At 43.7% G+C, this 16072-nt stretch carries 16 protein-coding genes and 1 tRNA gene; 15 read left to right on the forward strand and 2 right to left on the reverse strand.

The features are described 5' to 3' along the window. The first annotated feature begins 26 nt into the window (after nt 1-26). The 9 genes from BM156_RS02975 to upp all read left to right on the forward strand — a co-directional run bounded on the left by BM156_RS02975 (nt 27) and on the right by upp (nt 7253). Entirely contained in the window at nt 27-968 is a 942-nt protein-coding gene (locus tag BM156_RS02975; RefSeq protein ID WP_170846840.1) for a hydrogen peroxide-inducible genes activator, read from the forward strand. 186 nt (nt 969-1154) lie between these two features. Beyond that, nucleotides 1155-1226 (forward strand) — tRNA-Glu (locus BM156_RS02980). 28 nt (nt 1227-1254) lie between these two features. After that, a complete protein-coding gene (gene rpsT / locus BM156_RS02985) occupies nt 1255-1506 on the forward strand; it encodes a 30S ribosomal protein S20 (RefSeq protein WP_093918329.1) in 252 nt (83 codons plus the stop codon). 112 nt (nt 1507-1618) lie between these two features. Beyond that, nucleotides 1619-2308, forward strand: a complete 690-nt coding sequence (gene radC / locus BM156_RS02990) for a RadC family protein (RefSeq protein WP_093918330.1) — start codon at nt 1619-1621, stop codon at nt 2306-2308. A gap of 9 nt (nt 2309-2317) precedes the next feature. Further along, nucleotides 2318-3661: a polysaccharide deacetylase family protein gene (locus BM156_RS02995; protein ID WP_093918331.1), complete on the forward strand. Its 1344-nt coding sequence runs from the start codon at nt 2318-2320 to the stop codon at nt 3659-3661. Continuing rightward, nucleotides 3627-4538, forward strand: a complete 912-nt coding sequence (locus BM156_RS03000) for a hypothetical protein (RefSeq protein ID WP_093918332.1) — start codon at nt 3627-3629, stop codon at nt 4536-4538. Before BM156_RS02995 ends, BM156_RS03000 begins: the two co-directional genes overlap by 35 nt. Next, entirely contained in the window at nt 4535-5473 is a 939-nt protein-coding gene (locus BM156_RS03005; protein WP_170846841.1) for a polysaccharide deacetylase family protein, read from the forward strand. Before BM156_RS03000 ends, BM156_RS03005 begins: the two co-directional genes overlap by 4 nt. Nucleotides 5474-5476: 3 nt before the next feature. Further along, nucleotides 5477-6544, forward strand: coding sequence for a GNAT family N-acetyltransferase (locus BM156_RS03010; protein ID WP_093918334.1), 1068 nt, complete (start codon nt 5477-5479; stop codon nt 6542-6544). A 46-nt stretch (nt 6545-6590) separates the two neighbouring features. Further along, the gene (upp, locus tag BM156_RS03015; protein ID WP_093918674.1) at nt 6591-7253 is read left to right on the forward strand and encodes a uracil phosphoribosyltransferase; all 663 of its coding nucleotides are present in this window, start codon (nt 6591-6593) and stop codon (nt 7251-7253) included. Nucleotides 7254-7354: 101 nt separating this feature from the next. Here the strand turns inward: upp and BM156_RS03020 are convergent, their stop codons facing one another. Next, a complete protein-coding gene (locus BM156_RS03020; RefSeq protein WP_093918335.1) occupies nt 7355-8638 on the reverse strand; it encodes an MFS transporter in 1284 nt (427 codons plus the stop codon). Between the two features lie 155 nt (nt 8639-8793). Next, on the reverse strand, nt 8794-9288 hold the full coding sequence (folK, locus tag BM156_RS03025; protein ID WP_093918336.1) for a 2-amino-4-hydroxy-6-hydroxymethyldihydropteridine diphosphokinase: 495 nt from the start codon (nt 9286-9288) through the stop codon (nt 8794-8796). An 89-nt stretch (nt 9289-9377) separates the two neighbouring features. On the opposite strand from folK, the gene sppA reads away from it, so the two are divergent. From sppA to BM156_RS03060, 6 genes are all read left to right on the forward strand, one after another. After that, complete coding sequence (sppA, locus tag BM156_RS03030; RefSeq protein WP_093918337.1) at nt 9378-11150, forward strand: signal peptide peptidase SppA; 1773 nt, start codon at nt 9378-9380, stop codon at nt 11148-11150. Nucleotides 11151-11241: 91 nt separating this feature from the next. After that, nucleotides 11242-12345, forward strand: coding sequence for a tetraacyldisaccharide 4'-kinase (gene lpxK, locus BM156_RS03035; RefSeq protein ID WP_093918338.1), 1104 nt, complete (start codon nt 11242-11244; stop codon nt 12343-12345). Further along, nucleotides 12284-13099, forward strand: coding sequence for a purine-nucleoside phosphorylase (locus BM156_RS03040; protein ID WP_093918339.1), 816 nt, complete (start codon nt 12284-12286; stop codon nt 13097-13099). Before lpxK ends, BM156_RS03040 begins: the two co-directional genes overlap by 62 nt. A 158-nt stretch (nt 13100-13257) precedes the next feature. Next, on the forward strand, nt 13258-13554 hold the full coding sequence (locus BM156_RS03045) for a putative quinol monooxygenase (RefSeq protein ID WP_212733391.1): 297 nt from the start codon (nt 13258-13260) through the stop codon (nt 13552-13554). 223 nt (nt 13555-13777) lie between these two features. Then, nucleotides 13778-14722, forward strand: a complete 945-nt coding sequence (locus tag BM156_RS03050; RefSeq protein WP_093918340.1) for a pyridoxal-phosphate dependent enzyme — start codon at nt 13778-13780, stop codon at nt 14720-14722. Between the two features lie 587 nt (nt 14723-15309). Continuing rightward, the gene (locus BM156_RS03060; RefSeq protein WP_093918342.1) at nt 15310-15981 is read left to right on the forward strand and encodes a transposase; all 672 of its coding nucleotides are present in this window, start codon (nt 15310-15312) and stop codon (nt 15979-15981) included. Nucleotides 15982-16072 lie beyond the last annotated feature (91 nt).

Here is a 16072-nt window from a genome sequence, read left to right on the forward strand (position 1 = left end):
TTTATCAAGATTAAATCTTAAAAACCATGATCACACTAACACAATTGGAATATATTGTCGCTGTTGATACATTCCGGCATTTTGGTAAAGCGGCCGAGCATTGTTTTATCACACAGCCAACTTTGAGCATGCAAATTAAAAAGCTCGAAGAGGATTTGGAAGTCATTATTTTTGATCGCAGCAAGCAACCACTTATTCCAACTGATGTTGGTAAGCGGATTATTGAACAATCCCGGGTTATTTTGAAAGAAACAGAACGAGTTAACGATATTGTAAAAGATCATAAAAACCTGATTTCGGGTGAACTCAAAATTGGAATAATTCCAACACTGGCGCCTTACTTATTGCCGCTCTTCATTGGAAACTATAAACGGAAATACCCTAATATTTTAATCACCGTTGAGGAGTTGACCACCGAAAATATTGTGGATCACCTGAATCGGGATTTGCTGGACGTTGGGATTTTGGTGACTCCATTGAAAGAGGAGCGTATTAATGAACGCCCCATCTTCTATGAAGAAATGATGCTTTACTCACACAAGGATCACTCTTTGCACAATAAAGAGAAGATCAATGTGAAGGATATTGCCACTCCGGAGATTTGGCTACTAAGTGATGGCCATTGCTTCAGACACCAGGTGATCAATCTTTGTTCGTATAAAGGTGCTTCGAACGAAGAATTGCCCTTCCACTTTGAAGCCGGTTCCTTAGAAACCTTGATGAATATTATCGATAAAGAAGGAGGAATTACTTTAATTCCAGAATTAGCAACGGTGGGGATGCCCGAAGCTCGGAATGAACATGTTCGACATTTTACTGATGTTACGCCATTACGAGAAGTTAGTTTGGTTTATTCTCGCCACTTCGCCAAAAACAAACTAGTCGACTTGCTTTGGAAAGAAATAAATGCTGCAATGCCTAAAGAGCTCTTAGACAGGGAGCGAGGAACAATTGTTGAATGGAAGTAGAAAATTTTTTCATTTTTTGTTTGGAGATAAAAAAAAACTTCCATTTCTTTGCATCGCTGAAATCGAAAACGGCAACTCTAAAAGTAGAAGCGCCCGATTTTAGAAGAAAAAAATCCTGAGAAAAAATTTGGAGACTACGAAAAATGATTTATTTTTGCAGTCCCAATTTCAGGGAAACAAAATGATGGCCCGTTCGTCTAGGGGTTAGGACGCCAGGTTTTCATCCTGGTAGCAGGGGTTCGAATCCCCTACGGGCTACTTAAATAATTTATCAGAAGAAACAAAAATGGCACATCATCAGTCTGCTAAAAAAAGAATTCGTCAAGACGAAAAAAAACGGGTACACAATAAGTACTTTGCGAAAACAATGCGGAATGCAGTTCGCGATTTGCGTGCGATTAGTGAGAAAGAAGCTGCTACTGCAGAATACCCAAAAGTTGTTTCTATGATTGATAGATTGGCTAAGAAGAACTTGATTCACAAGAACAAAGCTGCCAATTTGAAATCAAAGTTAGCTGCTCACATTAGCAAGTTATAACAGAACAAAGATATTTAAGAAAGCCTCTTCAATACGAAGAGGCTTTTTTTGTATTTAACTTTTTATTATCTCTCTGATTCTTCATAACTTGGGTTATCTAAAATGATGAGCCATGTATAAAAAGCCTAGTATCAAAGAATGGGCTGTGGAGGATCGTCCCCGCGAGAAGCTGTTGGTTCAGGGAACTCGCTCACTTTCCGAAGCTGAGTTAATCGCCATTCTTATTGGTTCCGGAAATTCCAAAGAGTCGGCTGTCGAACTTGCCCGACGTATTTTGGGTGCAGTAAATAATGATCTTGCTACGCTCAGTAAAAAAGATGCTGCTTTTCTCTTAAAATTTAATGGAATTGGCGAAGCAAAGGCTGTAAACATTATGGCTGCTTTAGAGCTGGGGCGACGTCGGAAAGAGCAGGCAGCCTCGGTTAAAACAACGATTCTTAATAGCCGGGATGCAGCCAATTACTTTCGTCCTTTGCTGGAAGATCTGCCACACGAAGAGTTCTGGGTGCTACTCCTAAACCGATCCAATACGGTAATCGACAAATTTATGGTGAGCCAGGGCGGTGTTACCGGCACTGTGATTGATGTCCGCTTGATTTTAAAAACAGCCCTGGAAAAACTGGCTTGTTCCCTAATTTTATGTCACAATCATCCTTCAGGCAATATTCAGGCCAGTGAAGCCGACAAAAAAGTAACTCAAAAAATAAAAGAAGCAGCCCAATTAATGGAAATTGCGGTGATTGACCATGTAATTATTGCGCATGATCAGTATCTTAGCTTTGCAGATGAAGCATTACTTTAAGATCATAGCATGCTTGTTGTATTAACACAGGAAAAAACAAATCGCTTAACGTACATCTTCCGGTTTATCTTTGAAGAGGTACTTCGTACGCCGCTTGTAATTACTTCCGATGTCCACGAGTTTAAAACCAGTGAGCATCCGAAGATTAATTATTCTCACTTACCGGTTGAGTGTCCTTTGAGGATGTCTCCGCACTCGTTGTTGTTTGAGCATAAGATTGCCTTTCAAACGTTGAAGCCAGTTACTTTTGAGGAGGATGTCTGTTTTTTTGAATCATCGGCCGATTCATTTTTCCCTTTCGACCCCTTTGCGGCCAGTTTTTATTTGCTCAGCCGTTACGAAGAGTACCTGATGCGTGATCTCGATAAGCATCGAAGGTATCCATCGCACCATAGTGTTTTGTACCGAAATCATTTGCTCACTACCCCGGTAGTTAATAAGTGGGCACACAAAATTGCTCAAACGATTCAGAGTCAGTACCCGGAGTTCACGTACCAGTCTCCGGTTTTCGATTTCCGTTCTACGGTTGATGTTGACAATGCCTGGGCATATAAGAACAAATCGCGGATGAGAACCTGGGGAGCATTGGCTAAGGGAATTCTTAGGGGAGATTTGAGCCGCAATGCGGAACGCATGGAAGTGCTTCATGGAAAAAAACAGGATCCTTATGATACCTACGGATATATTTGTGAGCGGTTTAACGGTCATCGCGAATTGCTCCATTTCTTTATTCTGCTAGGTAAGAACAGTCGTTATGATCGAAATATTTCGCCTAAAAACGAAGAACTTCGTTTGTTGATCAAAGATTTGAGTTCGTTTTGCGAAGTGGGACTTCATCCATCCTATCGTTCAACTAAGTTTAAACGAGAGTTGGAGCAGGAATTAAAGACCTTGGAAGGAATCACGGGGCAGGACGTCAGTAGTTCCCGTCAGCATTTTTTGCGATTGGAACTGCCGAAAACTTACCGGCGATTATTGAAAGCAGGAATTACAAACGATTATACCATGGGCTATGCCGATCAAGTTGGGTTTCGTGCTGGAACTTCCAGTCCATTCTATTTTTACGACTTAAAAAAAGATCAAAAAACGTCGTTACGAATTCATCCTTTTCAGATGATGGATGTGACACTAAAAAATTACTTGAAGCTAAATCCGGAAGAAGCCCTTTTGCTTGTCGGCAAATTAATGGATGAAATTCGAAAATACGGCGGAACTTTTATAAGTTTATGGCATAATGAGAGCCTCAGCAATCAGGGAGAATGGCAGGGCTGGCAGCAGGTTTTCGAAACAATAACAGAACAAGCAATTGTTTACACCGATGAATCAGCAAAAAATAAGATACCTGAAACATGAAGAAGTGAACACTGACAAGTGGGACCATTGTTTGGAGAATGCTCCAAATGCCTTGATTTATGGGCAATCGTGGTATCTTGATAAAATTTGCGATCGGTGGGATGCTTTGGTTTTGGGTGACTACCGGTATGTAATGCCATTGACTTACCGCAAAAAATTGGGAATTAGTTATTTGTATCAACCGCTCTATTGTCAGCAGTTGGGGATTTTTCCAACCCCAACGAAGGAAATTAGTCAGCAGTTTTTAGAGCTGTTATCGAAGCATTTTTCATTTGCTGAAATCAATCTAAACTCCATGCAATTGCCGGTATCGGGAGTTGGTACCTATGCCGAACGTAGTAATTTGTTGTTGTGGCTTTCTGATGCCTACGAAACGATTGCCGGAAATTACAGCAAACACACTCGTCGAAAACTGAAGAAAGCGCATAAGCAACAGCTTAGTTTGGTGAAAAGTATTTCGGGTGAAGAGTTTATGAGGTTTAAAAAGCAACACCTGAAAGTTCGGGTGAAAGCTTCTGAACTCAATAGCCTGCGCAATGTTTTGGCCTTTGCCCTGACACGTAGTTTGGGGCAAATTTATGGGGTTTATTCAGAATCGAACCAACTTTGCGCTGCTGCTTTCTTTATTCGGAACAAACAGCGGGTCACTTTTTTGAATGCCGTAAGTAGTCCGGAGGGAAAAGAGTCACAAGCCATGTATTTTCTGATTGATCAGTTTATTGCTGAGAATGCGGAGAAAGATTATTTGCTCGATTTTGAAGGCTCTATGGTGCCAGGAGTAGCCCGTCTCTATCTGGGATTTGGAGCATCTCCTGAAAAATATCACCAGTTTAAATTCAATAATTTGCCTTGGTGGATTAAATGGTTAAAGCGATGAGTGTTTTGTCGAAATTGATAAGTTTTGCAGCTACTCCGTTTCCGATGAGTATGCTTCGGGCGGGAAAAGATATTCCAGTGTTGTTGCCGTTTTATCACTTGGTGAGCGATCGGAAACATCCGTTTCATTTCAATTATGAATATCCTTCCGTTAAACGATTTAAAGAGGACTTGGATTTTTTGTTGAAAAACTTCGAGCCAATTTCACTCGAAGAGTTGCTGAAAGGAAGGGATCTTAAAAATAAGTTCCACCTGTCGTTTGATGATGGATTGCGGGAATGTCATGAAGTGGTGGCTCCCATCTTGAAAGAGAAAGGAGTGCCAGCTTCGTTTTTTGTGAACCCGGCTTTTGTTGATAATAGCGATATTTTTCATCGGTATAAGGCAGCGGTTTTAAATGCCATTTTTCAAAAGCAAGGCGTGCAGTCGGAGTTACAACGAACGTATGCTGATTTGCTTAGCTTGGATCAAATGGCTGAGGATATTGGTCTCAACTGGGATGAATATCTGGAGAAAGAATCGCCCTATATGAGTCTGGATCAATTGAAGGAGCTGCAGGAAGATGGATTTTCAATTGGTGCACACAGCTGGGATCACCCGGAGTTTTGGCTGTTGGATGAGGAGCGTCAACTGGATGAAGTGCGTGAGAGCATGGAATGGGTAGTTGCCAACCTAAATCCTTCGGTGCGGGCTTTTGCCTTTCCGTTCACCGACTTTGGCGTGAGTGATGAGGTGTTTAACTCAATTGAGCAAGAACGTTTGTGCGATATTACTTTCGGAACAGCGGGAGTTAAAAATGAGCCGCTAGCCAACCATTTTCAGCGGGTACCCATGGAGCGAGGAGGAGTGAAGAGTGCCAGACAACTGCTAAAAACAGAGTATTTCTCGTATCAGCTAAAACGAATTATGAATCGGCACATTGCAAAAAGAGCGTAGTTTATGTTGCTGAAGAAAGTATCCATTGCCGGCTTGGAAGCATTTGTTAAAGGGGAGGAGTATGGTGCTTTTACCACTAAGCCCATCAGTGAGATTCGGGCAAAATCCTACCTTGCGAATCCTCATGCTCAGGCGGATGATGTGGTGCTTTACCTATTGATAAAAGACAATGATTTAATTGCATTCAGATCAGTAGTTCCGGGGTATTTACCCGATGAGAAGGTCCGATTTGCCTGGCTGAGTGGTACCTGGGTACATCCAGAGCATCGGCGGGAAGGTTATTCTATGCAACTTCTGAATGAAGCTTTAACTAACTGGAACGGCCATTTACTTTCAACAAATTTTGCTCCGGCAGCTCATCAGCTATTTAAAAAGTCGATGCACTTTAAGAAGGTTTACCAGCAAGAAGGAGCTCGGTTTTATGGGGGGGCAAAACTTTCAGAATTATTAGGGCATCGGTTTAGAAAGCTTGCTTTTCTACTTCCGTTGGCTGATGTTGCAATGTCTGTATTGGCATCGCTAAAAAAACAGTTTTATCAGCCAAAAGAGCAGGCAGGTTCTCAACTTATAGAAACAGAGTTCCCAGATGATGCTTGCTATCAGCTGGCTGAGCAGCTGAAGGGGGGCTTGGTTTTTGGACGTGGGCGAGAGGAGTTGGAGTGGATTTTTAAGAACCCCTGGATTTCCAAAACAGACGATCGTTGGCTGCAAGTTTACCCATTTTCGTCTTACGCTAAGGAGTTTCAATATTTCACATTAAAAATTTTGGATGGCAATGAGTTGAAGGGATTCATGGTGTGTTTGTTACGTGATGGACACTTAAAAACGGTATTCAATCATTTAGATGAAGCTGGGTATGAAGTGGTGGCTGACTATTTGAAGCAACTGGCTTTAGTTCGTCAGGTTCAGACCTTAACGGTTTTTGATTCGCATTTGGTTGAAGCGTTGAATGGAGGGAGATCACCTTTTGTATTTCATAAAAAGCTGAGCCAGTTTATTTATGCTTCGTTTCCTGTTTCGTGTGCAGCAAAAAAAGTTCAGGATGGAGATGGGGATTTTATCTTCACATAGTCGGCTTAAAAGAAAAAAATCGTTATTTTCGCCAAAATTTTTTGACATGGAAGTAATCAACCTCAGCGAGTTCAGTTCTATTTTCAATCAATATCTTGCAGAAATTCGTGATCACGAGATTCAACGAGATCCTCTTCGTTTCCGGAGAAACCTACAACGTTCAGGCGAAGTTTTTGCCTATGAAATCAGCAAAACCCTCGATTTTAAAGTCAATGAAGTTAAAACTCCACTGGGAGTTGCCAAAGTGCCAACCTTGACTCAACAGCCGGTTTTAGCTACAATATTACGTGCCGGGCTTCCCTTACAGCAAGGTTTGTTGAATGTTTTTGATCGTGCTGAGAATGCTTTTATTTCAGCTTATCGCAAGTATGATGATAATGGCGAATTCCATATTGAGTTTGAATACTTGGCATCACCTGATTTGAATGAGAAAGTGGCGATTTTGTCTGACCCAATGCTTGCATCGGGAGCTTCCATGGAAATTGGCTACAAAGCATTGCTTAAAAAAGGAGACCCCAGCCACATCCATATGGTGGCTATTATTGCCAGCAAAAAGGGTGTTGAATATGTCAAAGAAAAAATTAAAGCTGATAACGTTACTCTTTGGGTTGGCGCCATTGATGATGAGATGACTGTGAAGTCATACATTGTTCCAGGGCTTGGCGATGCTGGTGATTTGGCATTTGGTCCTAAAATAGATTCGCATTAATCAACAATTGATATATAAAAAGAAAACCGGGAATTTCCCGGTTTTTTTATGCTTTATAAAATGATTCAGTAGCCTGTGTTTACAGGTTTCAATCAATTCCGTTATTCCGTTCTTTCTTGGAATTCACCTAGCTTTTTTACAAATAGCGAAATTGCTAAGATACCCAAAATCATATGGACAGTTAAGGTGTACATGATGTATTCCGGATGGCCTGAGTTTTCGTAAATGCCCATCAACCACGTGTACACACCACTTAAGGTTGCCCCAATAAATGTGGCCAGAAAGTTGGTTCCCATATACAATCCGGCTTTTTCTTTAGGTGCAATCCACATGATGTATTCCTGGATGCGGGGAGATGAAATCATTTCGCCCACGGCAAACAAGAAAACGCCTAAAAAAACTAAGCCTTGAGCATGCGTCGCCGACAAACCCAATACCACAAAGCCGGAAGCTGCCACCAATAAGCCAAACATAAAAGACGGAATGGCTGCCCGTTTCTCAAAGATGCGTGAGATGATCAACTGAAAGACAATGATGATGTAGCCGGTGTGCGAGATGGCCTCCGCATTGATACGCCAAACTCCTCCTTCTTGGCTCGAAATCACTTGGGTAACAGTGGAGCCTAAAACCATTTGAACGGAATTGTAAAGTGCAGCCGTGTCCAGGTAATCGTTGATGTAAACAGCCAGCGTATTGAAAAAGGCCCAGAATGGTAGCCAGAAAAAGATTCCCAATAAAATAAGAAAGCTGAGGAACTTGAAGTTGGACAGTGCCTCGCCCATGTCGATAAATTTTTGTTTCAGCGTAACGCCTTCCAGTTCACGTTCAGGTTCTTTGTAGAATAATAAAGTGATGATGAACATCAGGCCAATGGTGGCTGCTGCCGTGTAAAAGACGTAGTCCCACGACCACCCGCGAAGTTTTCCCATGATGATTGGACCAACAGAAGCTCCCAAGTTTACCATCTGGTAGAAAATACCAAAGCCCAGGGTTTTGTTGGTGGAGTCGGTGGTTGCCCGAACGGTGGATGAAATCAGAGGCTTGAAAATCCCCGCGGCAAACCCAATGGTCAACATGGTCAGAGCAATGCCATTGAACGTTTGGGTAATGATGAGCAGCAAAATGGATGGCAAATAGGCCAGGTACGAAATGATCAACATTTTCTTGAATCCGTACCGGTCAGCAAAAGTGCCACTAAAAAGTGGGATGAGGTACGAGAGTGCGAGGAAGATACTTTGGATGACCCCCAGGTCGCCTTTTGAAAAACCCAGTTCGCCCAGGTAAATTCCAAAACTCATGTAGATGCCGTAATAAGCAAAGCGCTCCAATACTTCAATGGTATTGGCCACCCAAAATACCTTTGGGAATTTTGTCCGTTTACTCATAATCGTTTGTTTTATCTTTAGTTCAGATTAATTAGTTGCAAGTTTGGCGTCATCCTCTAAATGACTTTAAACGTTTCACAAGTTACTTAATTTTAACTTTCCAAATTCGCACTTAAAATTGATTTTTGTCTGGTTATGGCCTGTTAAAAAACGGGTTAAGCTTCAGGATTTAGTCGATTAACGTTTAAGGGATCGGAACATTCGACTAAAAGTTCGCTTACCTCTTTCTTAAAAGTTGGATGCATGAGTTCTGGAGCAATTTGGGCTAACGGAGCTAACACAAAACGTCGTTCGTGGATGCGTGGATGTGGGATTTCCAAAGAAGGAGTCTGGATGACTTCCTGATCGTAAAACAGAAGGTCTAAGTCAATGAGCCGGTCTGCATATTGCGTGTCATGGCGTACCCGTCCCAAATCTTTCTCAATCGCTTGCGTTTGTGTTAAGGCTTCGTGTGGTGTAAGTGTGGTTTGAACAAGAACTACCTGGTTCCAAAAAAGTGCTTCCGATTCAAATCCCCAAGGCTCGGTCTCGTAGATCGAAGAACGTAGAAGGATGGGCCCAAGCTGCGATTCGATACGGCTTAAAGCCTGCTCAAAGAGCTGTCTCTTATCTCCTTGATTACCCCCTAAAAGCAAAAAAAGCTTTGACATAATGACAATATAATTGTAACGAATTGTTTAAATTCGTACTTATTCCTATAACTTGCAAAATTATAAACACGAACAGATAAATAAACACTATGAAGAGTTTTTTAAAATACACCTTGGCAACCATTGTGGGGGTGATGATTGCTGGTTTTGTCATGCTTATTTTTTCTATCGGAATTGTTTCAACCTTGGTTTCGATGGGCGAAAAGCCAGTAAGTGTCAAAGAACAATCCGTTTTGGTGTTGAAACTGGATCATGAAATTATTGAACGAGGAAATAAAAATCCATTTAGCGATCTGGATTTTCCGGGTCTTTCAGGGACCAAGCAAACGGGGCTTGATGATATTCTGGCTTGCATTGAAAAAGCCAAAACCGACAGTCATATTGAAGGGATCTACCTAAATCCTTCGATGATCATGGCTGGAATGGGGACCGTTGAAGAAATCCGGAATGCCCTGATTGATTTTAAAGAGAGTGGCAAGTTTATTTATGCTTATGGTGAAGCTCTGTCGCAAAAAGCATATTACCTGGTTTCGGTAGCCGACCAAGTGGTGATGAATCCGCTGGGTATGGTCGAGTTGAAGGGATTGAGCGCACAGCGTATGTTTTATAAAAATGCGCTTGAGAAAGTGGGGATTGAGATGCAGGTGATTCGTCATGGTAAGTTTAAAGCAGCGGTTGAACCTTACTTGTTGGAAAAAATGAGTCCGGAAAACCGCCTTCAAACTGAGAAGTATATCGGCAGCTTGTGGGCTCAAATGTTGGAAGATATTGCGGCAACAAGAGGAGTAGATGTTGCTAAATTGAATGAACTCGCTGATGGTGTGACGACCTTTCGGGGAGCTGATTACCTGTTGGAAAACGGTTTGGTCGATACCTTAAAATATAAAGATCAGGTGATTGCTGATTTGAAGGAGCTGACTGGAACGGCCGAAAAAGATGATGTGAACGCCATTGATGTAAAGGCTTATGCTAAGGTTCCTGCATCTACGGATGGCAAGGGCTTGGCTCGCAATAAAATTGCCGTTATTTATGCTACTGGTGGAATCGATATGCCTGGATCGGGAAGTGATGGCATTGATTCTGAAGAACTGTCGCGTACAATTCGGGAAGCCCGTCGGGACAGCGCCGTGAAAGCGATTGTCTTGCGGATCAACTCTCCGGGTGGAAGTGCTTACGGCTCAGAAGTGATTTGGCGCGAAGTGAGGCTGGCTTCGGAAGTGAAGCCTGTGATTGCATCGATGGGAGATGTGGCTGCTTCGGGAGGTTACTACATTGCTGCTGCTGCCGACACTATTTTAGCTAACCGGACGACCATTACCGGCTCAATCGGCATATTTGGCGTGATTCCAAACATTAATGAACTGTTGAACGACAAGCTGGGAATCACACAGGATGTGGTGAATACCAACGAGCACTCAGACATTTTATCGCTGATTCGCCCGATGTCTAGCTTCGAGCGTGAGTTGATGCAAAATTACATCGAGAAAGGCTATGGAATTTTCACCGGACGAGTGGCTGAAGGACGAAATATGACAGTTGAAGCTGTTGACAAAGTTGGCGAAGGCCGGGTGTGGGCTGCTGGCGATGCCATGGAAATTGGCTTGGTTGATGGCTTTGGCGGAATTACCGAAGCGGTTGAGCTGGCGGTTGAACTGGCCGGAGTGGAGCGTTACCGCGTACAATCGTTACCCGAAATAAAAGATCCTTTTGAAGAGTGGTTGAAAGAGATGTCGGGAACGGCCAAAATGTGGTTTGTAAAACAAGAGTTGGGCGAGCTTTATCCGGTTTACCAACGTTTGCGAGAAGTAAAACAAACGCGTGGTGTTTTGGCTCGGATGCCTTATGATATTCAGATTGATTAGTCTCAGCACCTTATAGCGAAAGAAGCTGTCTCGGGAGGCAGCTTCTTTTTTGTGTCTGAATTTTAATAACTTCGTATCACAAAAATTGACTATGCTGAAAATCTTATTATACCCTGTTGCCTGGATCTACGGACTGGTTGTCTATGTCAGGAATAGTTTATACGATTACAAAATTTTTCATTCGACCGAATTTGAGATTCCGGTGATTTCCATTGGGAATATTACCGTTGGCGGAACCGGGAAAACACCTCATACCGAGTACCTGGTGGAGTTGCTGAAAAAGCATGTGAATGTGGCTACTTTGAGCCGCGGTTATAAGCGTAAAACCAAAGGGTTCCGCTTGGTCAACGGCAGTTCACAGGCTTGGGAAGTGGGAGATGAGCCCTTGCAAATAAAGCGGAAGTTTCCGGAAGTGACGGTTGCTGTGGATGAGAAGCGGGTACGCGGAATTAACGAGCTGCTTAAAGACGAAGATCAATCGCCGGATGCGGTGTTGTTGGATGATGCTTTCCAGCACCGGAAAGTAAGTCCGGGAATCAACATTCTGCTGATTGATTACAACCGCCCCATTGACAAGGATCACCTCTTGCCGGTTGGTCGGTTGCGCGAACGTAAGTACCAGCGCCGCCGTGCTAACATCATCATCTATACCAAATGTCCGGATGAGATAACTCCAATCACACGTCGAATTATTATGAAAGATGTGAACCTGAGGCCTTATCAGTCGTTATATTTTACCACCATGGTTTATGGTTCACCAAAACCTGTTTTCCCGGATGTTGCTTCCGAGTTGGAAGAGGAGGCTATAGAACGGAAATCGGTGATTTTGTTGGCCGGAATTGCAAACCCGGCACCATTACAAGAGTATGTGGCCTCGAAATATGCGGTGATTGGCGAGCTGCTTTTCCCCGATCATCATCATTTTAAAGCCGCTGATTTGAAGAAGATGGAAGATTTGTTTACGGCCAACGAAAGCGAGTCCCCTTTGCTGGTAACCACAGAGAAAGACGCGATGCGCTTGCGGGATGAAGCAACGATTCCTGATCATATTCGGGAGAAAATGTATTACATTCCGTTGAAAATTAAGTTTTTGGATCACGAAGGAAAAAGTTTTGATAAAACAATAGTAGGCTATGTTAAAGACAATAGAAGTAACCGCGAATTACATAAGCGAACGTATCAAAGGCGAAGTTGAAGTCGGAATCATCTTAGGCTCAGGCCTTGGAGGTTTAGTCAACGAAATTGAGATTGCAACCACCATTCCCTACAAGGAAATTCCCAATTTCCCCGTGTCAACAGTTGATGGGCACAATGGCACTTTGATTTACGGAAAGCTTGGCGGCAAGAATATTCTGGCCATGCAAGGGCGCTTTCATTATTACGAAGGCTATGCCATGAAGGAAGTGACTTTTCCTGTTCGGGTGATGAAGAAATTGGGCATTGATCACCTGATTGTGTCCAACGCCACCGGAGGATTGAACCCTGACTACAAAGTGGGTGACCTGATGATCATCAGCGATCACATCAATATGTTTCCAGAACATCCGTTGCATGGGCCGAACATCAACGAATTGGGGCCTCGTTTTCCAGATATGAGCCAGGTGTACTGCAAGGAACTGCGCGATAAAGCCAAATTCATCGCCTTGAAGAATAAAATTGAGGTGAAAGAAGGGGTTTATGTGGGAGTGCAGGGACCAACCTTTGAAACGCCGGCTGAATACAGGATGTTCCGCATTTTAGGTGGCGACGTCGTGGGAATGTCCACGGTGCCTGAGGTGATTGTCGCCCGACACATGGGCATGAAGGTCTTCGGAATTTCCATTATTACCGACAGTGGTGTGCCTGGCGAAATTGTTGAAATCTCACACGAAGAGGTGCAGGAAGTCGCTATGCGCTCGGAACCTTCCATGACTTTAATCTTATCGAACCTGATCGCCCGAATGAGGTAGAGAGCAGGGAGCAGAGGGCGAAGGAAGATTAGAATGTTAGAAGGTTTGAGTGTTGGAATGAACTCAGGAACGATGAACTTCCTCGTATCGCTGTCACTTAAAATAAACCAACGATAGTCACTTCCAGGTGGCTTAACATAAAACTTAAAAAACCAAAAATGATGAGTACAATCAAAGTTGTAGCCCGTTTTACGGTCGATCGCCAACAATTCGATGCCTTTTTACCCCTTGGTAAAGAGCTGGTTCAGGAAACCTTAAAAGAAGAAGGGTGCATCCGTTATGAGTTGGTGCAGGACCGTCAGTCTCCAGAGGTGTTAATCATGCTTGAGGAATGGGAAAGCAAATCCTTGCTGGATAAGCATATGGCTTCGGAGCATTTTACGCGCCTGGTGCCTCAGTTGGTGGAATTATCAGCTGCAGAACCGGTGATCCACGTTTGTAAACAACTGGCATAGGACAAAGGGCGGAGTGCAAGGAGCAAAGCGCTAACAAAAGGACAGTTCTGTGCTTATGCACCGATGTACACATGCACGAAAACAAGGAACAGGCGAAGGAATAGGCAAAGAGATAGGTTGATGCTTGCCTCCTATTTCTTGGCTCTTGATTCTAAAGATCGTGGGTCATAGTTAAAAGTCTGGAGTCTAAAATCTAGTATCTAAAAATCTTAGTTCTTATTTTATGAAACTACCTGATTATACCGATGTTGTTAAAGCACACGAACTGATTCGTCCCTTGGTGCATCGTACGCCGGTGCTAACTTCCAGCTCGATCAACTTGATTACCGGTGCTCAGCTGTACTTTAAATGCGAGAACTTGCAAAAGGTGGGAGCATTTAAATTCCGGGGGGCCTGTAATGCGGTGTTTTCACTGAGCGATGAGCAGGTGGCCCGTGGAGTATGTACCCACTCATCGGGGAACCATGCTGCAGCCTTGGCTTTGGCCGCCCGCCTTTGCGGCGTTCCTGCCTACATTGTCATGCCAAGCAATGCCCCTTCAATCAAGAAGAAAGCGGTGGAAGGCTATGGCGCTCAAATCACCTTTTGTGAACCAACATTGGCCAGCCGCGAATCCACCTTGGCTGAGATTGCTGCTAAAACGGGAGCCACAGAGATTCATCCGTACAACAATTTTGAGGTGATTGCCGGACAAGGAACAGCAGCCAAGGAGCTGTTGGAAGAGGTCGGGCCACTAGATATTTTGCTTTGCCCCATTGGTGGCGGTGGCCTGTTGAGCGGAACCTCTATTACCGGGCGCGAACTGAACTCCAAAGGCCTGGTGATTGCTGCTGAGCCTGAAGGAGCCGATGATGCTTATCGCTCGTTTCATGCCAAAAAGCTAATTCCATCGGTTAACCCGAAGACCATTGCTGATGGCTTACTTACCTCAGTTGGTGAAATCAACTTTCGCATCATTCAGCGTAAGACCGATGAGATTGTCACCGTTTCAGAACGGGGGATTGTGCAGGCCATGCGCATGATCTGGGAGCGCATGAAAATCATTGTGGAACCATCGTCCGCCGTAGCCCTTGCTGCAATTCTTGAAAACAAGGTAGAAGTAAAAGACAAAAAGATAGGCGTCATCCTCAGCGGCGGAAATGTTGACCTCGACAACTTGCCGTTTTAAGCGTAAGTTTTTTGGGTACGGCGGATTCCGATCCGCCGAAAGTCGTTAGCGGGTTAAGGATGACCTTGCCAGCAGTGTAGTCGCGGATCGGAATCCGCGACACCCGGTAAAGAGCCCAATCAAATGCTCTGTATTTTTTCCCGTAGATTACTCGATCAATAAGAATAAGACAGATTGATGACTTCGTGAGTGTTTGGATTTAACCGAAAAAGCATGCGTTTAGTGGGTGCGGCGGATTCCGATCCGCCGAAAGTCGCCAGCGGGTTAAGGATGACCTTGCCAGCAGTGTCATCGCGGATCGGAATCCGCGACACCCGGGGCATCCCAATTAGGTACTCCTGATTCTTCCTGTAAATTACTCGATCAATAAGGATAAGACCGATTGATGACTTCGTGAATGTTTGGATTTAGCCAAAAAAGTAAGTGCTTAATGGGTGCGGCGGATTCCGATCCGCCGAAAGTAGCCAGCGAGTTAGGGATGACCTTGCCAGTAGTGTCATCGCGGATCGGAATCCGCGACACCCGGGAAAGAACTCAAGCAGATGCTCCGGATTTTTTCTGTAAATTACGCTATGAAAGCTTTAACCATGGAAAAGAAAGAGTACTATAAACACATGCTACCCCATTTCCAGCAACCGGGGCAGGCCTATTTTGTTACCTGGAGCCTGAGAGATGCAATTCCTCCGAAAGCTTTGAAACGTTATTCTGCTGATCTTGAAAATATAAAAGCTCAGTTGAACCCGAATAACTTCGGATCGGAATCAACGATACCTCTGACAGTTGCTCAGCGTGATTTATTAAATGAGTACCATCGTGTTCGGAAAAAATATATTCGGGCTTATAACGATTTGCTTGATTTGGAAAATCATTCATCGGTGAATTTGGTCCAGTCTGAAAATAGGCAAGTGATGCTTGAAGCCTTGAGTTATTGGCATTTGTCCCGGTTAGAGAATTATGCTTTTTGTATAATGCCGAATCATGTTCACTGGGTTTTTAGGTTGTTTGAAACTACGGAGCAGGGGAAGCCTGTCTATTTACAGGATGTTTTGTATTCAGTCAAGCGTTTTACTGCCAGGAAAATCAATATTTTGGAGAGTCGGACAGGGGCTTTATGGCAAAAAGAAAGTTTTGATACCACCATTCGTGATATGGAGCACCTGCACTTTGCCATTGAATATACCTTGAATAATCCGGTTTCTGCGGGTTTTGTTAAGAATTGGGCGGCTTGGAAGGGAAGTTATAAGAATGATGCTATTTAATGGGTGCGGCGGATTCCGATCCGCCGGAAGTTTTCAGCGAGGTAAGGATGACCTTGCCAGCTGTGTCATCGCGGATCGGAATCCGCGACAC

It is taken from the genome of Sunxiuqinia elliptica (assembly GCF_900113005.1).
GTDB lineage: Bacteria > Bacteroidota > Bacteroidia > Bacteroidales > Prolixibacteraceae > Sunxiuqinia > Sunxiuqinia elliptica.

What these genes read in the sequence shown, in the direction of transcription:
- folK (WP_093918336.1), bottom strand. Translation starts at nt 9,288, where the DNA reads ATGTCAAAGCTTTTTTTGCTTTTAGGGGGTAATCAAGGAGATAAGAGA.
- BM156_RS02995 (WP_093918331.1), top strand. Translation starts at nt 2,318, where the DNA reads ATGCTTGTTGTATTAACACAGGAAAAAACAAATCGCTTAACGTACATC.
- BM156_RS03005 (WP_170846841.1), top strand. Translation starts at nt 4,535, where the DNA reads ATGAGTGTTTTGTCGAAATTGATAAGTTTTGCAGCTACTCCGTTTCCG.
- rpsT (WP_093918329.1), top strand. Translation starts at nt 1,255, where the DNA reads ATGGCACATCATCAGTCTGCTAAAAAAAGAATTCGTCAAGACGAAAAA.
- BM156_RS03060 (WP_093918342.1), top strand. Translation starts at nt 15,310, where the DNA reads ATGGAAAAGAAAGAGTACTATAAACACATGCTACCCCATTTCCAGCAA.
- BM156_RS02975 (WP_170846840.1), top strand. Translation starts at nt 27, where the DNA reads ATGATCACACTAACACAATTGGAATATATTGTCGCTGTTGATACATTC.
- BM156_RS03010 (WP_093918334.1), top strand. Translation starts at nt 5,477, where the DNA reads ATGTTGCTGAAGAAAGTATCCATTGCCGGCTTGGAAGCATTTGTTAAA.
- BM156_RS03050 (WP_093918340.1), top strand. Translation starts at nt 13,778, where the DNA reads ATGAAACTACCTGATTATACCGATGTTGTTAAAGCACACGAACTGATT.
- BM156_RS03000 (WP_093918332.1), top strand. Translation starts at nt 3,627, where the DNA reads ATGAATCAGCAAAAAATAAGATACCTGAAACATGAAGAAGTGAACACT.
- BM156_RS03045 (WP_212733391.1), top strand. Translation starts at nt 13,258, where the DNA reads ATGATGAGTACAATCAAAGTTGTAGCCCGTTTTACGGTCGATCGCCAA.
- sppA (WP_093918337.1), top strand. Translation starts at nt 9,378, where the DNA reads ATGAAGAGTTTTTTAAAATACACCTTGGCAACCATTGTGGGGGTGATG.
- upp (WP_093918674.1), top strand. Translation starts at nt 6,591, where the DNA reads ATGGAAGTAATCAACCTCAGCGAGTTCAGTTCTATTTTCAATCAATAT.
- BM156_RS03040 (WP_093918339.1), top strand. Translation starts at nt 12,284, where the DNA reads ATGTTAAAGACAATAGAAGTAACCGCGAATTACATAAGCGAACGTATC.
- lpxK (WP_093918338.1), top strand. Translation starts at nt 11,242, where the DNA reads ATGCTGAAAATCTTATTATACCCTGTTGCCTGGATCTACGGACTGGTT.
- BM156_RS03020 (WP_093918335.1), bottom strand. Translation starts at nt 8,638, where the DNA reads ATGAGTAAACGGACAAAATTCCCAAAGGTATTTTGGGTGGCCAATACC.
- radC (WP_093918330.1), top strand. Translation starts at nt 1,619, where the DNA reads ATGTATAAAAAGCCTAGTATCAAAGAATGGGCTGTGGAGGATCGTCCC.